Consider the following 22,519-nt stretch of genomic DNA (forward strand, 5'->3'; position numbering starts at 1 on the left):
CTCATCGTTTCTAAGAGAGAGCTAAATCATGGCTACTAGTCAATCCGCCAAGGGCGGCGCCAAGTCGACGGAATCCGCCGGCGAGCTGAGCTTACTGGACCGCATCGTCCAGGAAGGCAAGATGGCGATCGAACCGTCGCAAAACGCCTACGCTAAAAAACTGCTGGGCCAGTTCGCCACGCAGGTGCTGGACGAAGGCATGAAGACCGCCCCCGACAAGGGCGTGGTCGCAATGATCAACGAGCGCGTGGCCGAGATCGACCGCATCCTCAGCGACCAGCTCAACGCCATCATGCACCACGAGGAATTCCAGAAACTGGAAGGCTCCTGGCGCGGCCTGCACGACATGGTGTACGGCACCGAAACCAGCACCACCCTCAAGCTGCGGTTGTTGAACGTGTCGAAGAAAGAACTGTTGAAAGACCTCGAAGGCGCGGTCGACCACGACATGAGCGTGCTGTTCAAAAAGATCTACGAAGAAGAGTACGGCACCTTCGGCGGCGCCCCGTATTCGGTGCTGATCGGCGACTACTACTTCGGCCGCCATCCGCAGGACGTGGCGCTGTTGCAGCGCCTGTCGAAAGTGGCCGCCGCCGCGCACGCGCCGTTCATCACGGCCGCCGCGCCGTCGCTGTTCGACATGACCGAGTTCACCGAGCTGGGCGTGCCGCGCGACATGTCGAAGATCTTTGAAAGCGCCGAGCTGGCCTCGTGGCGCGGCTTCCGCGAATCGGAAGACTCGCGCTACATCGCCATGGTGCTGCCGCGCTACTCCGCGCGCCTGCCCTACGGCGCCAAGACCAACCCGGTGGAAAGCTTCAGCTTCGAGGAAGACGTCGACGGCCGCGACCACAGCAAATACCTGTGGGCCAACTCGGCCTACCAGCTGGGCCTGCGCATCACCGACGCCTACGCCAAGCACAGCTGGACCACCGCGATCCGCGGCGTTGAAGGCGGCGGCAAGATCGAGGGCATGACCGCCCACACCTTCAAGACCGACGAAGGCGACATCGTGCTCAAGTGCCCGACCGAAGTGGCGATCACCGACCGCCGCGAGAAAGAGCTCAACGACCTCGGCTTCATCGCCGTGGTCAACTCCAAGGGGTCGGACTTCGCCGCCTTCTTCGGCGGCCAGACCGTCAACAAGCCCAAGCTCTACAACCTCGATGCGGCCAACGCCAACGCGGCGCTGTCGTCGCGCCTGCCGTACGTGCTGGCGGCTTCGCGCTTCGCGCACTACATCAAGGTCATCATGCGCGACAAGGTCGGCAGCTTCCAGACCCGTCAGAGCGTGGAGAACTACCTGAACTCGTGGCTGAGCGGCTACGTGCTGCTGAGCCCGAACGCGACGCAGGGCGAGAAGGCCCGCTTCCCGCTGGCCGAAGGCCGGGTCGACGTCACCGAGAAGCCGGGCAAGCCGGGCGCCTATTCGGCCACCGTCTTCCTCAAGCCGCACTTCCAGATGGAGGAACTGACCACGTCGATCCGCCTGGTGGCCGAACTGCCGGCCGCCGTCGGTTGATGCCAGGCCAGGCTACACACTACACTGATGTTCCCGCCCATCCGGCGCAGTCGCCGGGTGGGCCCATAAAATTTGGAGCCAGCAATGTCTGACGTACTCATTTTGGATTTGGGCACCACCATCAAGGGCAACTGCATGGTCACCGGCTATGCCGACAAGGTGATCGTGCTGTCGTATTCGCACAGCGCCTCGATGCCGCTGCAAATGGACGCCTCGAACACCGAGCGTACCTCCGGCCGTCCGGTGTTCTCCGAGATTTCGTTCTCGAAGATGTCCGACCTGTCGACCACGGAAATGTACAAGGCCTGTACCCAGGGCACCAAGATCGGCGTCGCCAAGCTGCACGTGGGGCGCGTGGAAAACGGCAAGTACATGAATTTCTTCACGTACGAAATGACCAACGCCATGATCTCGAACATCAGCACCTCCGGCGGCGGCGGCATTCCATCGGACTCGTTCTCGATCAGCTTCACCAAGATCAAGTGCGACTACACCCAGCAGCAGTCGGATTCGACCGCGAAGGGCACCGGCACCTGGAACTGGAACCTGGAGACGATGAAAGCGGATTGATGCGGTACCGCGGCGGGCGCCAACTGGCGCGCCGCCTGTCGTCCCACCATGAGTGCTGCTCGTATAGAAAACTATGTCTAAAGCCATCACGGCGTCGCTTGTGCCCATGTTTGACCGGTTGACCGGCGTGCTGCACGCCTCGCCGGATGGCCGCTTGCTCGATGGCGGCGGCTTGCAGCACTCGCTGCAACTGGACCTGATGCGCTTGTTCAACGTGCGCAATGCCCTGACCATCCGCGACTATCTGGAGGGCGATCCCACCGTGCTCGACTACGGCCTGCCCGATATGCTGGGCCTGTCGCCGCAGTCGGACCAGGACCTGTTCATCTGGTCGCAGGTGCTCGAGCGCAGCCTGGCGCTGTACGAACCACGGCTGTCGCACGTCAAGGTGGACGTGACTGCCGATCCGTCCAAACCGTTCGCCGCGCGCGCCGCGATTGCCGCCGTGGTGCTGCTGGGACAGCAGCTGTGCCGGGTCAATTTCGACATCGCGCTCGACGCCCGTTCCGCCGCGATGCAGGCGGCCGCATGACGGTCGGGCAGCTGGAGGCCATGCCGTGAGCGACGATATCCTGGAATACTACCGGCGCGAACTGTCCTACCTGCGCACCCAGTCGGCCGACTTCGCCACGCGCTATCCCAAGGTGGCGCAGCGGCTGGTGCTGAGCGGCGGCGAATCGGCCGATCCGCACACCGAACGCCTGATCGAATCGGTGGCCTTCCTGACGGCCCGCGTACACCGCGACCTCGACCGCGATTTCCCCACCATCGCCGGCGCCATGCTGGACAACCTGTGCCCGAGCCTGACGCAGCCGGTACCGGCCATGACGGTGGTGCAGATGAAGCTGGACTCGTCGCAAGGCAAGGTCATGGCCGGCATGCCGGTGGCGCGCGGCGCCATGCTGTCGACCACCGCCGCCAGCGGCGAGAACTGCCGCTTCCAGGTGGCGTGGAGCACCACGCTGTGGCCGTTGAAAGTGGCGGCCATCAAGATGGAAGACACGCGCACGCTGCGTCTCGACCTGCGCTGCGACCCCGGCCTCGACGTCTCCGAACTGGAACTGGACCGCCTGCGCCTGCACCTGTCCGGCGACCTGATGACGACGATGCCGCTGCACGAGCTGCTGATTAGCGGCCTGGAGCGGATCGAGCTGCTGGCCGGCGGCGGCGCGCTGCACCGCCTCGGCCCCAACAGCCTGAGCGAGGTGGGCTTCGACGAGAACGAGGCGATCCTGGCGCAGCCGGCGCACGCCCATCCGGCCTATGCCTTGTTGCAGGAATACTTCGCCTTCCCGCGCAAGTTCCAGTTCTTCGACCTGAGCGGCCTGCGCGGCTTGCTGGGGCAGGGCGAGGGCTTCTCGCTGCGCTTCGTGTTCAACCGCAGCGCGCGCGTGCTATCGCAGCTGAGCGCCGACAACTTCCTGCTCGGCTGCGTGCCCGCCGTCAACCTGTTCCCCGTCACCAGCGAGCCGATCCGCCTGCACCGCCGCCACTACGAATACATCCTGGTGCCGGACTACCAGCGCGAGGCCGTGATGGAAGTGCATTCGGTGGTCTCGGTCACCGCCTCCGATCCGCGCGCCGAACGGCCCACCATCATCCCCAGCGTGTTCGCCGAATCGGCGGCCGATGCCGAGGACGCCAAGGTGTTCTGGTCGCTGCGGCGCGAGATGAGCATGCGCAAGGGCATCACCGGCACCGACGTCTACCTGAGCTTTGTCGACCGCACCGACGTCCACAGCACGCCGGACGAGCCGGTGGTGTACGCGCAGCTGCTGTGCACCAATCGCGGCCTGGCCGAGCAGATCGCGCCCGGCACCCGCTTCTACGGCGAGGGCATTTCCACCTCGACCGACATCCGCGCGCTGTACCAGCCCAGCGCCCAGCGGCCGCCGGTGATGGAAGCGAAAGCCCTGTGGTCGCTGGTGGCGCTGCTGCGCCTGAACCACCGCTCGCTGGTGGACGGCACCACCGGCGTCCAGACCCTGCAACAAATGCTGATGTTGTTCGCTGGCGATAGCGCGCGCGACCAGGCGCAGGTGCGCGGCGTCAAGAGCATGGCGGCCTCGGTGGCCACGGCGCGGCTGGGCGCCGACACCTGGCGCGGCCATTGCCGCGGCACCGACATCGTGCTCGAGTTCGACGCCGACGCCTTCGTCGGCACCTCGCCGCTGGTGCTGGCCGGCGTGCTGTCGCGCTTCTTTGCCTTGTACACCTCCGCCAATTCCTTCGTCCGCCTGGCCGTCACGCGCGGCGGCGAACCGTGGATGCAATGGCCTGCCATGAGTGGACGCCAATGCCTGATCTGATGACGCTCTTGCGGGACGACCCGCACGCCTTCGATCTGTTCCAGGCCATCAGCATCCTGGAACGCAGCGAACCCGCGCGTGCGCACGTCGGCACCTCGGTCGGCATGGACGAGGCGCTGCGGCTGTCGGCGCAGGTCGACCTGGCGTTCGCCCCGAGCGACGTCAGCGGTCTGAATGAGAGCAAGCAGCCCGGCCCGCCGTTGACGCTGAAGACGCCGGTGATGACCCTGGCCGGCTCGCAAGGTCCGCTGCCGATGCCGTTCACCGAGCTGCTGATGGAACGCCGCCGCGCGCGCGACATGTCGGGGCTGGATTTCCTGGACATCTTCAACCAGCGCCTGCTGGGCTTCCTGTACCGCAGCCGCCGCAAGCACCATCTGGCGCTGAGCACGGACAGCATCAACCACGCGCCCATCGTGCGCAGCCTGGATGCCTTGTCCAGCCTGGGCCGGGCGGAAGGCGTGCGCGGGCCGGACGGCCAGCAAGCCTGGCTGCGCCACGCGGGCTTGCAGGGCGCGGCACCGCGTTCGATGGTGTCGCTGTTGGCCTTGGTGCGCGACCGCATGGGTGTGCATTTCAGCGGCAAACAGTTCGTCGGCGGCTGGCACGCGCTGGCGCTGTGCGACCGCGCCAAGCTGCACGATCCCGGCAAGCCGGCGCCGATGACGGCGCGGCTGGGCATGGGCGCCTGCCTCGGCGCGCGCGCGTGGGACCAGGGCGCCGGCATGGCGCTGGACGCGCCGCCGCTGCAACCGGCGCAGTTTGCCGCCTTGCTGCCCGGCGCAAAAAACAACTCCCTGCTGGGCTGGCTGGTGGCGCGCCATCTGCAAAGCGACATCCAGGTGCGGCTGCGGCTGGACCTGGCGGTGCAGCCGGCCACGCGGTTGAGCGCCAACGCCGAGCTGCCGCCGCGCCTGGGGCTGAGCACCTGGCTGTGCAGCCCCGGCCCTTCGACCGCGCGGCATCAGTCGGCGAACTTCCTGCTGTCGACGGAAGAGGATTGAGCGGCATGGAAATCGATATCCGCACCTTGCTGTCCAAGCTCAACCCCGAATGCAAGCGGGCGATGGGGCATGCGGCCGAGCTGTGCGTGAAGCAGACGCAGTACAACGTCGACCTGGAGCATCTGCTGTTCACCCTGCTGGAAGAACGGGCACCGGATTTTGTCGTGGTGCTGCAACGCTTCGGCATCGTCGAAAGCGCGGTGACGGCGCAGCTACAACGCAGCATGGATGGCTTCAAGCGCGGCAACGGCCGCACGCCGGCCTTGTCGCCGCACTTCATACCGCTGTTCCAGGAGGCGTGGCTGCTGAGCTCGATGCTGTTGGGCAGCCAGCAGGTGCGCTCGGGCACCGTGCTGCTGGCGATGCTGGAAGTGGACAGCCTGCGCGGCATGCTGATCGAGAGCGCGCCCGAACTGCTGAAGATTCCGCGCGACCAGCTGAAGCAGGAGTTGCCGTCGCTGCTGGCAAGTTCGTCGGAAGATGGCGGCGTCACGGGCGCTCCATCCGTCGCGCCGGCCGCGCAGACGGGCGCCATGCCCACGCCGCAAAACGCGGGCGGCGCCACGCCGTCGCTGGACCAGTACACGGTGGACATGACGGCACTGGCGCGCGCCGGCCGCATCGATCCCATTCGTGGCCGCGACGCCGAGATCCGCCAGATCATCGACATCCTGCTGCGCCGCCGCCAGAACAATCCCATCCTGACCGGCGAGGCCGGCGTCGGCAAGACCGCCGTGGTGGAAGGCTTCGCGCAGCGCATCGCCTCGGGCGCGGTGCCGCCGTCGCTGGCCAACGTGGTGGTGCGCACCTTGGACCTGGCGCTGCTGCAAGCGGGCGCCGGCATCAAGGGCGAGTTTGAAAACCGCCTCAAATCGGTGATCGCCGAAGTGCGCGCCTCGGCCACGCCCATCATCCTGTTCATCGACGAAGCCCACCAGCTGATCGGCGCCGGCGGCAGCGAAGGGCAGGGCGACGCCGCCAACCTGCTCAAGCCGGCGTTGGCGCGCGGCGAGTTGCGCACCATCGCCGCCACCACCTGGGCCGAGTACAAGAAATACGTCGAACGCGATCCCGCGCTGGCGCGCCGCTTCCAGGTCGTCAAGGTGGAGGAGCCGACCACGGACGCCGCCATCGGCATGTTGCGCGGCATGGTCGCCACCTTGGAAAAACACCACGGCGTCGAGATCCTCGACGAAGCAGTGACCGACGCCGTGCGCCTGTCGCATCGCTACATCTCCGGCCGCCAGTTGCCGGACAAGGCCATCAGCGTGCTGGACACCGCCTGCGCCCGCGTCGCCATCGGCCAGGCCGGCGCGCCGCCGCAGCTGGAGACGCTGGAACATGACATGGTCCTCAACAGCGAAGAATTGCGCATCGCCCGCCAGCAGCACGCGCGCGGCGAGGACAAGGCCGCCGCCATCGCCAAGATGGAAATCCAGCAGGCGCTGTTCCAGGCCCGCCTGGAGCGGCTGAAAGAGAAGCTGGCCGAGGAACGCCGCGCCGTCGATGAAATCCTGGTGCTGCGCCGCGAAATCGCCGCCGCCACCGACGACCACGCCGCGCTCGACGACGAGGAACGCATCTCGCGCGGCGATCAGTTGCAGCGGCTGCAAAAAGGCCTGGAGGCGATCCAGGACGACGAGCCGCTGGTGCCGGTGTGCGTCGATTCCAAGATCGTGGCCGGCGTCATCTCCGGCTGGACCGGCATCCCGGTCGGCAAGATGCTGGCCGATGAAATCCACACCGTGCTGCAACTGAAGGAGCGCCTCGAAGACCGCGTGGTCGGCCAGCCGCAGGCGCTGGACGCCATCGCCCGCCGCGTGCGCACCTTCCGCGCCGAGCTGGACGATCCGAGCAAGCCGGTCGGCGTGTTCCTGCTGGTCGGCCCCAGCGGCGTCGGCAAGACCGAGACCGCGTTCGCCTTGGCCGACATGCTGTACGGCGGCGAGCGCAATATGGTGACGATCAATATGTCGGAGTTCCAGGAGGCGCATTCGATCTCCAGCCTGAAGGGCGCGCCGCCCGGCTACGTCGGCTACGGCAAGGGCGGCGTGCTGACCGAGGCCGTGCGCCGCCGCCCGTATTGCGTGGTGCTGCTGGACGAGATGGAAAAAGCCCACCCGGACGTGCTGGAATTGTTCTTCCAGGTGTTCGACAAGGGCACGATGGAGGACGGCGAAGGCATCACCATCGACTTCAAGAACACCCTGATCCTGCTGACCTCGAACGCGGCGCAGGACGTCATCACGCAAGCCTGCGCCAACGGCAAGCGGCCCGATGCGACCGAGCTGATCGAGCAACTGCGGCCGGCCCTGCTGCGCCAGTTCAGCTCGGCCTTCCTGGGACGGCTGGTGCTGGTGCCTTACTACCCGCTGGGCGACGAGCAGATCAGCAACATCGTCGACCTCAAGCTGGCCAAGCTGGCGGCGCGCTTCGCCGAGAACCACAACGCCCGCTTCACCTGGGACGACCGCGTGACCGAAGTGATCACCGCCCGCTGCACCGAGGTCGACAGCGGCGCCCGCAACATCGACTTCATCCTGACGCAGACGGTGCTGCCGCTGCTGTCGTCGCTGGTGCTGGAGCGCATGTCGATGCTCAAGCCGTTCACCGCCATCCACATGAGCGTGGGCGCCGATGAGCACTTCGCCTACGCCTTCCGCGACCATCCGCTGCGGGGCCAGCCATGAGGACCGGCTTCGAACAAGGTACCGGCCTGCTGACGGTGTCGTCGCCGTTCGGCGACAACGACCTGCTGCTGGACGCGGTCGAAGGCAGCGAGGGCATATCGGAACTGTTCAAGTTCAACCTGCACATGCGTTCCGGCAGCACCAGCCTGAGCGCGGCCACCGTGGTCGGCAAGACCATGACGGTGACCTTGGACGTCACCGGCGGCACCAAGCGCTACATCACCGGCATGGTGTCGCGCTTCATCCAGAGCGGCTTCGACCAGGACTTCGCCACCTACGAGGCCGAGGTGGTGCCGATGCTGTGGCTGCTGACCCTGTCGCGCGACCGCAAGATCTACCAGGTCAAGTCGGTGGCGGACATCATCAAGGCCGTGCTGGGCGACTTCAGCATCACCTTCGACGACAAGCTGACCCAGACCTACGACCCGGTCGACTACATCGTGCAGTACGACGAAACCGCGTTCGACTTCATCTGCCGCCTGATGGAGCAGGCCGGCATCTTTTATTTCTTCACCTTCAGCAGCAGCGCGCACACGATGGTGCTGGGCGATGCCTCGTCCAACTTCGCCGATTGCGCCGGCGCGGCGGCGGTGCGCTTCTTCCCGCGCACCGGCATGAACAACGCCATCGACACGGTGTCGCGCTTCGCGCACGAGAACACCATCGCGGTGAAGAAGGCCACCGTCAACGACTACGACTTCATCAATCCCAGCACCTCGCTGGAAGGCACGCATACGGCCGCCGGCGGCAGCGGCGCGGTGTACGAGTTCGCCACCGGCCACCTGGCGGCCGCAGCCGCCACGGCGATCGCCCAGCTGCGCGTGGAGGCCAGCCAGGTCAACGCCGAAGTGCTGCGCGGCGACAGCTTCTGCTATCCGTTCAGCGCCGGCACCAAGTTCACGCTGTCCGAGCATTTCGTCACCGCGTTGAACGCGGCCTTCGTGCTGCGCCGCGTGCACCACACGGCGCGCGACGACATGTACACCAATTCCTTCGAGGCGTTTCCGGTGACGGTGCCGTTCCGCCCGCCGGTGCAGACGGCCCGTCCGCGCGCGGTCGGCTGCGAAACGGCGCTGGTGGTCGGCCCCAGCGGCGAGGAAATCTGGACCGACAAGTACGGCCGTATCAAGGTGCAGTTTCCATGGGACCGCGACGGCGCCAAGGACGACAAGAGCTCGACCTGGATGCGGGTGGCGCAGTCGGTGGCGGGCAAGGGCTTCGGCGCGCTGTTCCTGCCGCGCGTGGGGCAGGAGGTGGTGATCACCTACCTGAACGGCGATCCCGAGCGGCCGCTGGTGACGGGCTGCGTCTACAACGGCGAGAACGCCACGCCGGCCGACCTGCCGGCCAACCAGACCCAGACCATCATGCGCACCTGGTCGTCCAAGCAGGGCGCGGCCGGCAACGAGCTGCGCTTCGAGGACAAGAAGGATGCCGAGCAGTTGTACATGCACGCGCAGAAGGACATGCTGACCGAGATCGAAAACGCGCTGACCACGACGGTGAAGAAGGGCGCGGAAATCCATACGCTACAGGAAGGCGACCGCACCGTCGACGTGCAGAAGGGCAAGGAGGTCCACAACGTCAAGGCCACCCGCGAGGTCACGGTGACCGGCGACGAGACGCACACCAACGCCGCCAAGTTCACCCACAAGGTCACGGGCGACTACGCGCTGACCATCGACGGCAAGCTGACCATCACGGTGACGGGCGACATCAGCATCAAGTCCAGCGCTGCGGTGACGGAGGAATCCGGCACCACCTACGGCATCACGGCGGGCACGGCGTTGACGGCCAAGGCCGGCACCGCCCTGACCAACGAGTCCGGCACCGACTTCACCAACAAGGCCGGCACCAAGATGGTCAACCAGGCCGCCGTGCAGATGGATAACAAGGCGCCTGTGATCAACAGCAAGGCCGACGCAACCCAGACCGTGGAGGCCGGCGCGATGCTGACCCTCAAGGGCGCCATGGCCAAGGTGAACTGACATGACCGACACCGAACTGCCGCAAGATCCGCCCGCCGCCGCGCCGCAGCTGCTGGAAGAGCACGGCGACGGCGGCCAGCTGCTGCAACGCGCCTGGCTGCGCGACGGCTTGCTGCACGGCCCGTTCGAGCAGTTCAGCGCGCAGGGCCGCACCTTGATGAAGACCCACTTCGAAGCGGGCAAGATGCACGGCGCCATGGCGGTGTTCGCGCCGGACGGCAAGCTGGTCCAGCAATCGCAGTTCCAGCACGGCGTGGCGCACGGCCTGATGGAAACCTACGTCAACGGCCGCTGCGTGGCGCGGCAGATGATGGTGGACGGCGTGGCCGCCGGCCAGTCGCTGTCCTACGACGAGGCCGGCCACCTGACCGCGCGCCTGAACATGTTCGACGGCCAGATCCACGGTCCGGCGGAATTTTTCTACGAAGGCCTGCGGGTGCGCAAGTCGCACTACAAGGCCGGCCTGATGGACGGCGAGTCCACCGACTACGACGCCCAGGGCGGCGTGGTGCAGACCTGCACCTACCGCGCCAACCTGCTGCACGGTCCGCTGCGCCGCTACTGGCCGGACGGCGAGCTGATGGAAGAAGTGATCTACCGCGATGGCAAGCCGGTCGGCTCGCCGGCGCGCTTCGACCCCAAGGGCAAGCGCACCGACAACGCCGCCGCCACACCCGCAATTCTGGACCGGCTGCACAAGCTGGTGAGGGGAAGCTGATGGGACAACAAGTCTGCATGGGCGCGATGCTCAAATGTAGTTTCGGCGTGGCGCCGGGCACGCTGATGGTGTTGCCGGCCAACGCCGTGCTGACCGCCGTGCCCGACGCCAACATCATGGACAACAAGCCGATGGTGAACATCCTGCCGTTCGGCATGTGCCAGTCGCTGGCCAACCCGATGGTGGCGGCCGCGACGGCGGCGGCGTTGGGCGTGCTGACGCCGATGCCGTGCATCCCGGCCACCACCGCGCCGTGGGTGCCGGGCTCGCCGACCGTCCTGATCGGCAATATGCCGGCGCTGAACAATTCGTCGAAACTGATGTGCATGTGGGGCGGCGTGATCGCGATTAACGCGCCGGGCCAGACCACCGTTTCCATTCCTTGAAAATCTCACCGCGAGCGCCACCATGGAATACCGATTCAGCCTTACTCCCCGCCTGATCGCGCTGGCCATCTTCTCCGGTGTGGCGCTGCTGGTGCTGTTGTTCGCCCTGGGGTACCAGCTTGGCCTGAGCATGGCCGAGCGGCCCGCGCCGGCCGTGGTCGACAACGCGGCGAACCGCGCCCGCCAGCAGGCGAAGGGCAAGATCAGCGGCGACGCCGCCGCTGCCGCCGCGCCCGTGACCGAGCGCGTGAACGCCGCGCAAAAGGCCGCGCAATGAAGCGCCTGGCCCAACTCGCCTGGCTGCTGGCCGGCCTGTGCCTGTGCCTGGTCAGCGCGGCCGCCGAAGCGGACCGCTCGCCGCTGGTCAAGGTGGCCGACGGCCGCCTGCTGGCGCCGGAGATCGCCCGCATCGTCACGCGCGGCGAGCTGGTGATCGCCATGCTGGCGGCCGACAATCCGCCGTTCTTCTCGGCCAGGAACGGCGAGCTGGTCGGCACCGACGTCGATCTCGCCAGGCTGATCGGCAAGGAGCTCGGCGTGCCGGTGCGCTTCGACCGCAGCCCCAAAACCTTCGACGGCGTGGCCGAGGCGGTGGCCGTCGGCCAGGCCGACCTCGGCATCAGCCGCCTGGCGCGTACGCTCAAGCGCGGCCAGTCGGTGCATTTTTCGGTCGCCTACATGCGGCTCGGCCACGCGCTGCTGATCAACCGCATCCGCTTCGCCGAGATGGCCGGCGACCAGCCGCTGCCGCAGGTGATACGCCACTTCACCGGCAGCATCGGCGTGATCGCCAATTCGTCGTGGGAGGAGTTCGGCCGCCGCAACTTCCCCAAGGCCAAGCTGGTCCGCTACCCGAGCTGGACCGACGCCGTCAACGCCGCCAAGAAGGGCGAGGTGGTGGCGGCCTATCGCGACGAGCTGGAGGTGATGCAGATCGTGAACAACGACCCCAGCCTGGCGCTGACCTTGCGCACCGTCACCTTCAACGACCTGGAGTCGCCGCTCAGCATCATGGTCGGCATCCGCGACCTGACCCTGCTGTCCTTCGTCAACGAGCTGATCGCGCAGCGGGCTGAAAAGCCCACCGCCAGCAGCGTGCTCAAAGCCATCAAATAAGGAAACCACGTGGACGCTCCAACCGGCATGCAGCGTTTCCAGCACTGGGCCCTGAACCCGTGGACGGTGGTCGGCTGCGTGCTGGCCGGCGGGCTGCTGGGCTGGGCTTCACCGTCGCTGTCGCGCCACCTGGGCGCGGTGGGCGTCGTCTATGTCGACCTGCTGAAGATGATCGTGCTGCCGTTCATGATATCGGCCGTGATCTTCAGCCTGCAAAACCTGTACCGCGACGGCGGCGCGGCGCGCATCTTCAAGCGGGTGGTGGTGGTGTTCATCAGCTTCTCGCTGATGGTGGCGGTGCTGGCGACGGTGGGCTCGCTGCTGGTGCGGCCGGGCGGCAACCTGCCGGCCGAGACCCGCGCGGCGCTGGGCAAGATCATCAGCGCCGACGGCGAGAGCAGCAACACCGAAATGGCGCTGCGGGCGGAGGAGGCGCCGCCGCACCATACCGACCTGAAGGACGTGCTGCAATCGCTGATTCCGCAAAACATCTTCGCCTCGCTGGCCAATGGCGAAACGCTGAAGGCGCTGGTGTTCGCGCTGCTGTTCGGCTTTGCCGCCGGCCAGGTGCCGAGCCGCATCTCGGGCGGCTTGCACCAGGCGCTGGAGACCATCTACCACGCCTGCCAGACGCTGACGCGCTGGGTCAACCTGCCGATACCGTTCGTGCTGGTGTGCATGGCGGCCAGCCAGGTGGCGCAGACCGGCCTGCAACCGATCGCCGCGATGGCCGGCTTCGTGATCCTGTTCCTGCTGGTGTCCGGCCTGTTGATGGCGCTGGCGATGGCGCTCATCAGCCGCCGCGCCGGCGTGCCCTACGGCGCCGTGCTGGCGGCCATGCGCGAGCCGTTCGCGCTCGGCGTGGCGACCAACAACAGCGCCACCTGCATGCCGGCCATGGTCAGCGGCCTGGTCGACCAGTTGCAGTTCGCGCGCGCGCGGGTCGAGCTGCTGGTGCCGCTGAGCATCTCGCTGCTGCGGGTCGGGGCGGTGGCGTATTTCGTCTGCAGCACCCTGTTCATCGCCGCGCTGTACGGCCGCGCCATGTCGCCGCTGGACCTGGGCGTGCTGGTGCTGGTGTCGGTGCTGTCCGGGTTTGCCTCGGCCGGCATGGCGGGCGTGGTGACGGTGTCGCTGGTCGGCACCATCTGCAGTTATCTGACGCTGCCGTTCGAGGCCGCCTTCATCCTGCTGATCGCGGTCGATCCGATCTGCGCCATGGCGCGCACGGCGGTCACGGTGATCGGCAGCTGCGCCGCCGTGGCGACCATCTGCGCCGAACCCGTCAAGCTCTAGGCCCGGCCATGCAGACCCTCGCCAAACCCGCCATGTTCCAGATCAGGGATATCTTCCAGCATCCGGCCACGCTGCTGGGGGCGATGCTGCTGGGCGGCTGGATCGGCACGCTGTTCCCCGGCAGCGCGGCCTTGCTGGCGGCGGTGTCGATGCTGTACCTGGCGCTGATCCAGATGGCGGCGCTGCCGTTCGTGATCCTGGCGGTCTACTTCGGCTTGCAGCGCCTGCCGTCGGAGCCGGGCTCCGGCGCGCGGCTGGCGCGGCTGGCGGCCATGGCGCTGCTGGCGATGCTGCTGTGCGCGGTGGCGGGCGTGCTGGTGGCCAGCGCCACGTCGGCCGGCGCCGGCATGTCGGCGGCGCAGACGGCGGCGCTGGGCAAGCTGGCGCTGCGCTCGGAATCGCAATACACCATGACCATGCGCGGCGACGACGGCGCCGCCGAACCGTGGGACATCGGCGCGCTGGTGCCGGACAATTTCTTCGGCATGCTGGCCTACGGTTCGCTGCCGTCGGTGCTGATCGGCGTGCTGTGCTTCGGCGCCGCCGTGGCGGTGCAGGACCCGCAGCGCTCGGCCCAGCTCAGCGGCATTTTCGAGGGCATGTACCGCGCGCTGGAATCGCTGGTGAACCGCTTCAACACCTTGCTGCCGGCCGCCGCCTTCGTGCTGGCGGCGGCCGCCACCGCCAGCGCCGGGGTCGAGGCCATCGTGCTGCTGGGCAGCTTCCTGGCGACCTTCTTCGCCGCCGCGTTCGCGGTGTGCGCGGCGGCCATCGCCATCATCTGCTGGAGGCTGAAGAAGTCGCCGTGGCTGGTGCTGCTGGCGCTGCGCGAACCGATCACGGTCTGCCTGTTCTCGCCGGTGGCGGTGGCGGCGGTGCCGGGCTTCATCCAGGGCATGAGCGTACGGCTGGGCTTCAGCCGCGGCATGGTGGAGCTGGTCTCGCCGATCGCGCCGGTGTTCATCAAGGCCGGCGAGGCGATGTTCTTCGCGGTGCTGGCGATCTACCTCGCCAACCTGTACCACCGTCCCTTGAGCGCCGCCGACATCGCCTGGATCTGCGCGCTGTCCTGGACCGCCGCGCTGTGGTCGGTGGGCATTGCAGGCGTGAAGTCGGTGCTGCTCGGCGGCTTCGTGATGGCCTCGCTGGGCCTGCCGCTGGAGGCCGTGTTGCCGGTGTTTATGCTAGTCGAAGTGTTGTGCGAGGGGCCGAGGAATTTACTTTCCTTTCTTATATCATCGGCTCTGATTGCCTTGGTGGCGGATGGTCTGTATATTAATAACGAGCAAGATTCCGAAGTGTGGCATCCGTCCACGCTGAAGCTCGTCTTCACCCGCAAGCAAGCGCTGTCCGTGTTGTTCCTGTTGTTGATTGCTCTGTTCACAGTGTTTTGCGCCGGCGTGGGCTATGGCCTGCGCAAGGCCTTTTGAAGACTGACTTATGCAACTGATGATGACCTCGATTCCCCGCCGCGGCATGCTGTTGTTTGTGCTGCTGGGCCTGCTTGCCGGCTGCGGCGCCACGCGCGCGCTGTTCGGCCCCAGCATGGCCTCGCCCAGCTGGAAGACGCTGACCTTGCGCGCCGCCGACGACGCCAACGGCAACAGCGCGCTGGCGGTGGACGTGGTGCTGGTCAAGGACCCGGCCGTGCTCGATGCGCTGCTGGCCATGCCGGCCTCGAAATGGTTCGCCGCGCGCGCGGAATTGCAGCGCACCTTCCCGGAGGCGCTGACGGTCTACCCCTACGAGCTGGTGCCGGCCCAAACGATCAAGCTGAACGATAAAAAGTGGGGCGACCAGAAAGCCTGGGCCGCGCTGGTGTTCGCCAGCTACGCCAACGCCGGCGAGCACCGCGCGCGCCTGCTGCTGAACGCCTCGGGCTATGTGGTGCAACTCAACGCGCAAGGCTTTGTGGCGAGCGAGCCCAAGTCCGGCGCAGCACAGTAAGTTTATGGAAGCCGCTCAATGACCGACCCTCAACTTTCACATCGCATCCAGTGGCACGAAGGCATGATGCTGACGCCACAGCACTTTCAACAGGAGGGCGCGCGCCTCGACGCGCTGCTGGCCTGGCAGTCGCTGGCGACCAATCCCTACGGCTGGGGCGTGCGCGAACTGGTCATCGACGAGGCGCTGCTGACCACCGGCCTGCTGCGCATCCAGCAGCTGCAGGCGATCCTGCCCAACGGCATGGCGGTGACCTACGACAGCGCGCTGGCGCAGGGCTTGCCGCTGGAGCTGGACCTGGCGCCGTGGGCGGAGGCGATGGCGCAGCAGGACTTGTCGGTGTACCTGGTGGTGGGCAACACGCGCTCGCTGCGCCAGCCCGGCCAGCCGGCCATGTTCCGCGGCATCGAGAGCCCGACGGTGGAGGACGAGGTGTCGCAGGCGCTGCCGGCCGACGTGCCGCGCATGGCGCTCAACCTGGCGCTGGCGGCCGGGCCGGTGCCGTCGGCCGCCTACACCGCGCTGCGGCTGATGACGGTCAACAAGGGCAATGAGATCGTGCACCGCGGCGCCTTCCTGCCGGCGATGCTGGACCTGCCGGCCACGTCGAGTGTGCTGCAGCGCGCGCAGCAGCTGGCCACGCATATGCGCAACAAGGCGGTGTTCCTGGCGCGCCAGACCGCGCAGCCGTCCTCGCGCACCGAGGACCGCATCAATATGCTGGAGCAGAAGGCCCGCCTGTCGAGCCTGATCCTCAACCTGCCGGTGCTGGAAGCGCTGCTGCGCAATCCGACCGTGCATCCGTTGCCGCTGTACCTGGCCCTGTGCGCGCAGCTGGGGCCGCTGGCGACGCTGCGTCCCGGCGCCGTGCCCATCATGCCGCCGGCCTACGACCACGGCGACAGCGGCCCGGCCTTCGACACCGTGCTGAGCGCGCTGACCGACCTGGTGGGCGAGGTCAGCCAGGAATGGAAGACCTGCGTGTTCGGCTACGACGGCCAGGCGTTCTCGCTGGCGATGCAGCCGGACTGGCTGGGCACGCGGCTGGTGATCGGCCTGCGCGGCCAGCCCGACCGCGAGGCCACGCAATGGATGGCGGGCGCGGTGGTGGGCTCGCAGACGGTGTGGACCTCGCTGACCGACCGCCGCGTGCTGGGCGCGCCGCGCAGCCGCATCGACGCCGCGCCCGAGCTGGGCCTGCGCGCCAGCGCCGGCTACACCCTGTTCAGCGTGGACGTGTCGGACGAATTCATCGTGGCCGATCAGGCTTTATTGATCAGCAACGCCAATGAAGGCCTGCAGGCACAGCGCCCGCAGGAAGTGGTGTTGTTCATAAAGGGATGATGCCGTGAGCATGCTATCTAACAGTGCAAGCAAGGCCAACAATGGCAACAGCGCGTCGCCGGCCTGGAGCGGCGGCATCAGCGAGGGCGTGGACCTGGCCTCGGTGCAGTTCCGCGACTTTTACGATGTGCTGTCGCGCTCGGCGCAGGCGGCCACCCGGGTGGCGGAGGGCGAGGCCAAGGCGGCCGCCGAGGCGCTCAGCCGCCAGCTGTGCCAGCTGATCGAGCTGCAGTCGCTGGAGGCGCGCCGCATCGTCGGCAAGGCCGGCATGGAGGCCGAGGCCCAGGGCCGCTTCCTGAAGGCGGCGCTGGCCGACGAGGTGCTGCTCAACACCGAATGGGCCGGGCGCAACCACTGGCGCCATGTGCTGATCGAGACCACGCTGTTCAAGTCCAGCTTTGCCGGCGAGCGCGTGTTCGACGACCTCGACCAGCTGCTGCGCGAGCGCGAGGCGTCGCGCCGCAACGTCGGCCGGCTCTACCTGTATTTGCTGTCGCTGGGCTTCCAGGGCCGCTACCGCGGCCAGAAGCAGGACAAGATCGCCGAGTACCGGCGCGAGCTGTTCCAGTTTGTCTACCTGCGGCCGGCCGACCTGCAGGGGCGCGACCGCACGCTGTCCGAGCAGGCCTATGCCAGCACCTTGTCGCACCTGGCGGCGCGGCGCCTGCCCAAGTTCAATCGCAGCGGACTGATGTTTGTGCTGGCGCTGCTGATACTGCTGGGACTGTCCGAAATACTGTGGCTGTGGCAATCGTGGCCGGTGCGCGCCGCGCTCGCCTCAACCGTGTGACCTAACCTTACGGGATGAGCGCATAGTGTTGAACTTCTTGTCAGATAACACGGCCATAGCCACCTTGCTGGTGCTGACGCTGCTCGTCATGCTGCTGTTCGCCGTCGTCATCTGGGCGGCGATGAAGGGCGCGGAAAAAGCCGACAAGCCGGCCGAGCAGAAACCGCGCCTGATCAGCGCCGACTCGCTCAAGCAATCGTTCCGCGTCGCGGTCGAGCTGATCGAAAACAATATCGCCGCCCGCTCCGAGCGCTACAGCCTGGCGTGGACGCTGGTGCTCAACGAGGACAGCGCCGGGCGCGAACTGCCGCTGCTGCAGTCGGGCCTGCAAAGCGCGCTCAGCGCGGACAGCACGCTGACCGCCGGCGCCCAGGGCCTCAACTGGAACTTCTTCGACCAGGGCGTGGCGGTGCAGCTGCAATCGGACTACCTAGGCGCGCCCGATCCCGAAGCTGCCGGCGGCAACGCCATGGCCAACACCACCTGGGACGATTTCCTCGGCCTGTGCCGCAACTACCGTCCCGACCGGCCGTTCGATTCCATCGTGGTGGCGCTGCCGGCCCGCGTCTTCCTCGACGCCGACGGCGCCGGCCAGTTGGACCTGGCCGCGCGCGCCAAGGCCATCCACCGCCGCCTGTGGCTGGCGCAAAACCGGCTGGCGCTGCGCTTCCCGATCTACCTGGCGATCAGCGATTGCGAAACCATCCCCGGCTTCGCCCGTTTTGCCGCGGCGCTGCCGGAGCCGCTGCGCCGCTCGATGCTGGGCTGGTCGTCGCCGTACGAGCTGACCGCGCCGTTCCAGGCGCAGTGGATGGACGCGGCGATGAACGAGATCGGCCGCACGCTGTCCGACAGCTGCGCCGAGCTGTGCGCGCTGGAGCCGTCGGACTCGGACAGCAGCGCCTACTTCCTGCTGCCCAACCAGGTCGAGCGCCTGCGCGCCGGCCTCAAGCTGTTCACCGAAGAGCTGATGCGGCCCAGCGCCTACCACGAGCCGTTCCTGCTGCGCGGCATCTACCTGACCGGCGATTGCAGCGACGAAGCCGCCTTGCTGGGCGACGGCCGCGCGCCGGACGGCGACGGCGACGCGCCGGCCGACCAGGCCGCGGCGGCGACGGCGCCGGCCTTGCCGCAATGGGCCGAGCCATCGCTGGCCGGCGCCGCCGCGCTGCCGGGGCAGGGCAGCGCCGTACCGGCATTCCTGCGCGATATCTTCGAACGCAAGATCTTTGCCGAGACCGGGCTGGTGCGCTCGTCCTCGGTGCACCGCATGCGCCGCCCGGCGATGAACCGGCTGGCGCGCTGGTGCGCCATCGGCATCCCGGCGGTGTGGGTGGTGGGCCTGCTGTTTTCCACGCTCAGCCTGCACCGGCTCAGCGCCGACGCGGTGCTCTACCTGAACAAGCTGGACCACGACTCGCGCGCCAGCCTGCAAGCGAGCAGCCACGATGCGGTCGATCCGGTGCAGAGCCGGCTGCGGGCGATGGAGGCGCTGCGCAACATCGAGCAGATGGGCAATGCGCGCCTGGGCTCGCTGTTCATGCCCGGCTCCTGGCGGTGGTTCGACGACCTGCACCAGCGGGTCCAGGGCCGCATGGAAAAAGGCTTCTCCGACAATGCCTTCGACCCGCTGCGGCGCTCGATGTACAACCGCGTCAGCGAGCTGACCGGCGTGCCCATCGATCCGATCTCGGGCAGCCTGATCATCGGCGGCCGCTGCAAGCTGCCGGCGCGCTGGAGCGAGATGACGTCGGCGCCCAACACGGCGCTGAACATGGAGGGCTTGCCGGAATTTGCCGCCCTGCTGCAATACGTGTCGCGCATGGAACAGCTGGACCAGGTGCAGCTGGCGATGATGCGGCTCAAGGCGGACGGCGCCGTGCCGCCGTCCGGCGAGGACCTGGGGCTGGTGGTGCGGATGCTGCTGGGCGCCGAGCTGAACGGCAATCCGGCGCGCACCGCGGCGCTGTTCCGGCACGCGGCCAAGGATGTGCAGTCGCTGACCGTGGAACCGTTGCAGGATGCGGCGAGCTGCTCGTTCAAGCTGGCGGTGCGGGCCACCGCCAAGCGCCTGTACGTCAACAACGGCCTGCTGAAGGCCGAGCAGACCATCAACGAGAGTTCGGCCGCGCTGTACCAGGCCGACCCCAAGGCGGACGCCGCCACCAACATCGCCATCTGGCAGGCGCTGCGCGTGGCGCTGCGGGCGCAGGAAGGCTATCTGACCAGCGGCAAGGGCGGCTGGATGCACCGCAACACGCCGGACCTGGGCCCGGCCTGGGACAACCTGCTGCAAGAGGTCGAGAACGTGACGCTGCTGGGCAAGCTCTCGGCCGACGACGCGCGCAAGCAGATCGACGACGGCTTCAACCAGTTCATCTCGCAGTGGGACGCGACCTTGTCGGCCGACAGCCACTCGCAGGGGCTGAGCTCGGGGCTGGAATGGTCGGAAGCCAATTCGGCCTGGGCCTTCGCGGCCGACCGCAAGGCGCTGCTGGACGCGCTGAACGGCTTGCTGACGCAGCCGTTCATGAAGGTCAACCACCTGAGCCGGCTGCCCGAGGTGCCGGCCGGCGCCACCGTCAGCTGGGACGCCTCGCGGCTGGACCAGGTGCTGGCGCTGGCGGACGCGCGCAAGCGGGTGCAGACCGATTTCCTGCCCAAGTTCCCCAACATGCTGCAGGCGCCGGCCGCGCGCCTGGCCGACGCGGCGCTGGCGGAAACCGCGCGCGACATGCTGTCGCAGGCCTACATCATCTCGGGCCACGAGGTGCAGGCGCCGGCCGTCGAGGCCGACCGCGCCAAGGCGCTGCGGATACGCTCGTGGCTGCAGGACATCGCCGCCGGCGGCGTGGCCGACAATCTCACGGCCGTGCTCAGCCGCGATGCGCTGACCCGCCTGCAGATGCTGGACGAAGCGATGGCGCGGGCCGAGGTGTTCGTGCCGCGCGACCGCGGCTTCCACGCCTGGAACGGCGAGAAGGCGCCGCTGCTGGACGCCTTCGGCGCGGCCGACGCCGGCGCGCTGGCGGGCTATGTGTCGCACCAGCAGGCCTTCATCGAGAACACCGGCAAGGATGTGGAAACGCTGCTGCTGCAACTGGGCGGCGCCGGCGCCGGCCTGCCGCTGGTGGCGCGCTGGCAGGCCACGGTGGCCGACCTGAACCGCTACAAGCTGAAGAGCCCGACCAGCAGCCTGATGGCGCTGGAGCAGTTCGTGCTGGTGGGCGCGGCCGACCTCGACATCAACAACTGCCTCGACAAGCTGTCGGCCCGCGCCGCCCAGCGCCGCGCCACCGACGTGTTCTCCGAGCGCATGCAGGGCTTGCAGGCCGGCCTGTACTCGCGCTGCCGCGAGCTGATGCAGACCGGCTACCAGGACGCCTGGACCCGCTTCGCCGACGCCTTCAACGCCGGCCTGGCCAACCGCGCGCCGTTCCGCGCGCTGGCGGCGGACGCCAACGGCAAGGCCGGCGGCGACCGGGTGCCGGCCGATGTGGAAGAGGTCGGCTCCGTGCTGAAGCTGTTCGACCGCGTGCACGTGCTGGCGCTCGCTTCCGACCGCGACGCCACGCGGCCGTCGCCGGCCAGCACGGTGCGCAAGGTCGACGACCAGATGCAGAAGGTGCGCGAATTGCTGGCGCCGCTGTATCCGGGCGAGGAAGGCCAGGCCGCCGGCCTGGACGTGATGGTGGAGTTCCGCGCCAACAGCGGCGCCGAAAGCGAAGGCAACAAGATCATCGACTGGTCGCTGGCGATCGGCGGCCAGGCCCTGCACCAGCGCGACCCGGCGCGCGCGCTGCGCTGGGAGCCGGGCTTGCCGGTGGTGCTGACGCTGCGCGCGGCGCAGGACGGCCCGGTGACGCCGCAGGCCGAGCCCGGCCATCCCGGCATGGCGGTCGACGGCCGCACCGTCAGCTACCGTTTCGACGACCCGTGGGCGCTGTTCAGCTTTGTGTCGGCCTACCGCGAGGCCGACGCCGGCGCGGCGGCGTCCGGCGCGCGCTCGCAGCTGCTCAAGTTCGAGTTCCCGATGACCGCCGTCGGCGACGGCCGCATCGCCACCCGCGACAGCCGCGCCAAGGTGTATGTGCGGCTGACCGTGAGCGCGGCCGGCAAGCGCACGCCGCTGGTGTGGCCGCCGGTGTTCCCGGTCAAGGCGCCGGCGTGGTAGGCCGGTTTTTACCGAGGTTATGCGATGTCCACCTTGCCACCTCTCGTGCGGGTTGCCATGTTCGGCAGCTTCCACCGCGGCTTCCATGTGCTGAGCGAACTGCTCAAGGGGCCGCTGGCGCGGCGCGTGCGGGTGGTCGGCGTGGCCACCGACGATGCGGGCTCGGACCATGTCAGCCGCGGGCGCCGGGTGTGGGCCTATCCGCACACGCCGGCCGAGGAGGTGATGGTGGAGCGGCTGGCGCTGTCGCACGGCATCGTGCCGTACAAGGGCCGCGTCAAGACGGACCAGTTCTACCGGCTGTACGAGGACCAGTGGAAGCCGGACCTGTGCATTACCGCCACCTTCGGCCAGCGCATCGACGCCCGCCTGTTCCAGTGGCCCAAGCTGGGCTTCTACAACCTGCATCCCTGCATCGACGACGGCTGGCCCTCGCACTACGCCGGCCCCAATCCCTTCCAGGCCCTGCTGGACAACGGCTCCGACCACGTGCTGATCGCCATGCATGAAATCGACGACGGCTTCGATACCGGCCGGCTGCTGGCGCTGTCGGAGAAGATCTACGTGCCCACCGGCGCCACGGTGGTGGACTTGCACAAGCTGACCTCGCCGCTGGCCGCCAAGTTTTTTGCGCGCCAGCTCGGCAAGATGCTACCGTAGGCGGA

General features: G+C 67.8%; 18 protein-coding genes. All 18 read left to right on the plus strand.

Features of this window, described 5'->3' with window-relative positions; genetic code table 11:
* The first annotated feature begins 28 nt into the window (after window positions 1–28).
* On the plus strand, window positions 29–1,522 hold the full coding sequence (gene tssC, locus AC07OK_RS15975; RefSeq protein WP_332851530.1) for a type VI secretion system contractile sheath large subunit: 1,494 nt from the start codon (window positions 29–31) through the stop codon (window positions 1,520–1,522).
* Window positions 1,523–1,606: 84 nt separating this feature from the next.
* On the plus strand, window positions 1,607–2,092 hold the full coding sequence (locus AC07OK_RS15980; RefSeq protein ID WP_116993407.1) for an Hcp family type VI secretion system effector: 486 nt from the start codon (window positions 1,607–1,609) through the stop codon (window positions 2,090–2,092).
* Between the two features lie 73 nt (window positions 2,093–2,165).
* On the plus strand, window positions 2,166–2,624 hold the full coding sequence (gene tssE, locus AC07OK_RS15985) for a type VI secretion system baseplate subunit TssE (protein WP_494691241.1): 459 nt from the start codon (window positions 2,166–2,168) through the stop codon (window positions 2,622–2,624).
* 25 nt (window positions 2,625–2,649) lie between these two features.
* Window positions 2,650–4,401: a type VI secretion system baseplate subunit TssF gene (gene tssF, locus AC07OK_RS15990; RefSeq protein ID WP_494691242.1), complete on the plus strand. Its 1,752-nt coding sequence runs from the start codon at window positions 2,650–2,652 to the stop codon at window positions 4,399–4,401.
* Complete coding sequence (tssG, locus tag AC07OK_RS15995; RefSeq protein ID WP_494691243.1) at window positions 4,389–5,405, plus strand: type VI secretion system baseplate subunit TssG; 1,017 nt, start codon at window positions 4,389–4,391, stop codon at window positions 5,403–5,405. The genes tssF and tssG overlap by 13 nt, the downstream gene beginning before the upstream one ends.
* A 5-nt stretch (window positions 5,406–5,410) precedes the next feature.
* Window positions 5,411–8,095, plus strand: coding sequence for a type VI secretion system ATPase TssH (gene tssH / locus AC07OK_RS16000; RefSeq protein WP_494691244.1), 2,685 nt, complete (start codon window positions 5,411–5,413; stop codon window positions 8,093–8,095).
* On the plus strand, window positions 8,092–10,083 hold the full coding sequence (locus tag AC07OK_RS16005) for a type VI secretion system Vgr family protein (RefSeq protein ID WP_494691245.1): 1,992 nt from the start codon (window positions 8,092–8,094) through the stop codon (window positions 10,081–10,083). The genes tssH and AC07OK_RS16005 overlap by 4 nt, the downstream gene beginning before the upstream one ends.
* Window position 10,084: 1 nt before the next feature.
* Window positions 10,085–10,801: a toxin-antitoxin system YwqK family antitoxin gene (locus AC07OK_RS16010; RefSeq protein ID WP_494691246.1), complete on the plus strand. Its 717-nt coding sequence runs from the start codon at window positions 10,085–10,087 to the stop codon at window positions 10,799–10,801.
* On the plus strand, window positions 10,801–11,187 hold the full coding sequence (locus tag AC07OK_RS16015; RefSeq protein WP_494691247.1) for a DUF4280 domain-containing protein: 387 nt from the start codon (window positions 10,801–10,803) through the stop codon (window positions 11,185–11,187). The genes AC07OK_RS16010 and AC07OK_RS16015 overlap by 1 nt, the downstream gene beginning before the upstream one ends.
* Before the next feature lie 22 nt (window positions 11,188–11,209).
* Window positions 11,210–11,464, plus strand: a complete 255-nt coding sequence (locus tag AC07OK_RS16020; protein ID WP_494691248.1) for a hypothetical protein — start codon at window positions 11,210–11,212, stop codon at window positions 11,462–11,464.
* A complete protein-coding gene (locus AC07OK_RS16025; protein WP_494691249.1) occupies window positions 11,461–12,303 on the plus strand; it encodes a substrate-binding periplasmic protein in 843 nt (280 codons plus the stop codon). The genes AC07OK_RS16020 and AC07OK_RS16025 overlap by 4 nt, the downstream gene beginning before the upstream one ends.
* 9 nt (window positions 12,304–12,312) lie before the next feature.
* Window positions 12,313–13,599, plus strand: a complete 1,287-nt coding sequence (locus AC07OK_RS16030) for a dicarboxylate/amino acid:cation symporter (protein WP_494691250.1) — start codon at window positions 12,313–12,315, stop codon at window positions 13,597–13,599.
* 8 nt (window positions 13,600–13,607) lie between these two features.
* Window positions 13,608–15,029 carry a cation:dicarboxylate symporter family transporter gene (locus AC07OK_RS16035; protein WP_494691251.1) on the plus strand — a complete coding sequence of 474 codons (1,422 nt, stop codon included), beginning with the start codon at window positions 13,608–13,610 and terminating at the stop codon, window positions 15,027–15,029.
* A gap of 10 nt (window positions 15,030–15,039) precedes the next feature.
* The gene (locus AC07OK_RS16040) at window positions 15,040–15,546 is read left to right on the plus strand and encodes a hypothetical protein (protein WP_494691252.1); all 507 of its coding nucleotides are present in this window, start codon (window positions 15,040–15,042) and stop codon (window positions 15,544–15,546) included.
* 18 nt (window positions 15,547–15,564) lie between these two features.
* On the plus strand, window positions 15,565–16,890 hold the full coding sequence (gene tssK, locus AC07OK_RS16045) for a type VI secretion system baseplate subunit TssK (protein ID WP_494691253.1): 1,326 nt from the start codon (window positions 15,565–15,567) through the stop codon (window positions 16,888–16,890).
* A gap of 10 nt (window positions 16,891–16,900) precedes the next feature.
* Complete coding sequence (locus tag AC07OK_RS16050; RefSeq protein WP_494691329.1) at window positions 16,901–17,680, plus strand: DotU family type IV/VI secretion system protein; 780 nt, start codon at window positions 16,901–16,903, stop codon at window positions 17,678–17,680.
* A 25-nt stretch (window positions 17,681–17,705) separates the two neighbouring features.
* On the plus strand, window positions 17,706–21,854 hold the full coding sequence (locus AC07OK_RS16055) for a type VI secretion system protein (protein WP_494691254.1): 4,149 nt from the start codon (window positions 17,706–17,708) through the stop codon (window positions 21,852–21,854).
* A 24-nt stretch (window positions 21,855–21,878) separates the two neighbouring features.
* Entirely contained in the window at window positions 21,879–22,514 is a 636-nt protein-coding gene (locus AC07OK_RS16060; protein ID WP_494691255.1) for a formyltransferase family protein, read from the plus strand.
* Window positions 22,515–22,519: the final 5 nt, after the last annotated feature.

It is taken from the genome of Duganella sp. GW821-FHT07G03, assembly GCF_059418605.1.

Bases quoted from the DNA above. Each gene is read 5' to 3' on its own strand.
- tssC (WP_332851530.1), top strand. From the start codon at position 29: ATGGCTACTAGTCAATCCGCCAAGGGCGGCGCCAAGTCGACGGAATCC.
- AC07OK_RS15980 (WP_116993407.1), top strand. From the start codon at position 1,607: ATGTCTGACGTACTCATTTTGGATTTGGGCACCACCATCAAGGGCAAC.
- tssE (WP_494691241.1), top strand. From the start codon at position 2,166: ATGTCTAAAGCCATCACGGCGTCGCTTGTGCCCATGTTTGACCGGTTG.
- tssG (WP_494691243.1), top strand. From the start codon at position 4,389: ATGCCTGATCTGATGACGCTCTTGCGGGACGACCCGCACGCCTTCGAT.
- tssH (WP_494691244.1), top strand. From the start codon at position 5,411: ATGGAAATCGATATCCGCACCTTGCTGTCCAAGCTCAACCCCGAATGC.
- AC07OK_RS16005 (WP_494691245.1), top strand. From the start codon at position 8,092: ATGAGGACCGGCTTCGAACAAGGTACCGGCCTGCTGACGGTGTCGTCG.
- AC07OK_RS16010 (WP_494691246.1), top strand. From the start codon at position 10,085: ATGACCGACACCGAACTGCCGCAAGATCCGCCCGCCGCCGCGCCGCAG.
- AC07OK_RS16015 (WP_494691247.1), top strand. From the start codon at position 10,801: ATGGGACAACAAGTCTGCATGGGCGCGATGCTCAAATGTAGTTTCGGC.
- AC07OK_RS16020 (WP_494691248.1), top strand. From the start codon at position 11,210: ATGGAATACCGATTCAGCCTTACTCCCCGCCTGATCGCGCTGGCCATC.
- AC07OK_RS16025 (WP_494691249.1), top strand. From the start codon at position 11,461: ATGAAGCGCCTGGCCCAACTCGCCTGGCTGCTGGCCGGCCTGTGCCTG.
- AC07OK_RS16035 (WP_494691251.1), top strand. From the start codon at position 13,608: ATGCAGACCCTCGCCAAACCCGCCATGTTCCAGATCAGGGATATCTTC.
- AC07OK_RS16040 (WP_494691252.1), top strand. From the start codon at position 15,040: ATGCAACTGATGATGACCTCGATTCCCCGCCGCGGCATGCTGTTGTTT.
- tssK (WP_494691253.1), top strand. From the start codon at position 15,565: ATGACCGACCCTCAACTTTCACATCGCATCCAGTGGCACGAAGGCATG.
- AC07OK_RS16050 (WP_494691329.1), top strand. From the start codon at position 16,901: ATGCTATCTAACAGTGCAAGCAAGGCCAACAATGGCAACAGCGCGTCG.
- AC07OK_RS16060 (WP_494691255.1), top strand. From the start codon at position 21,879: ATGTCCACCTTGCCACCTCTCGTGCGGGTTGCCATGTTCGGCAGCTTC.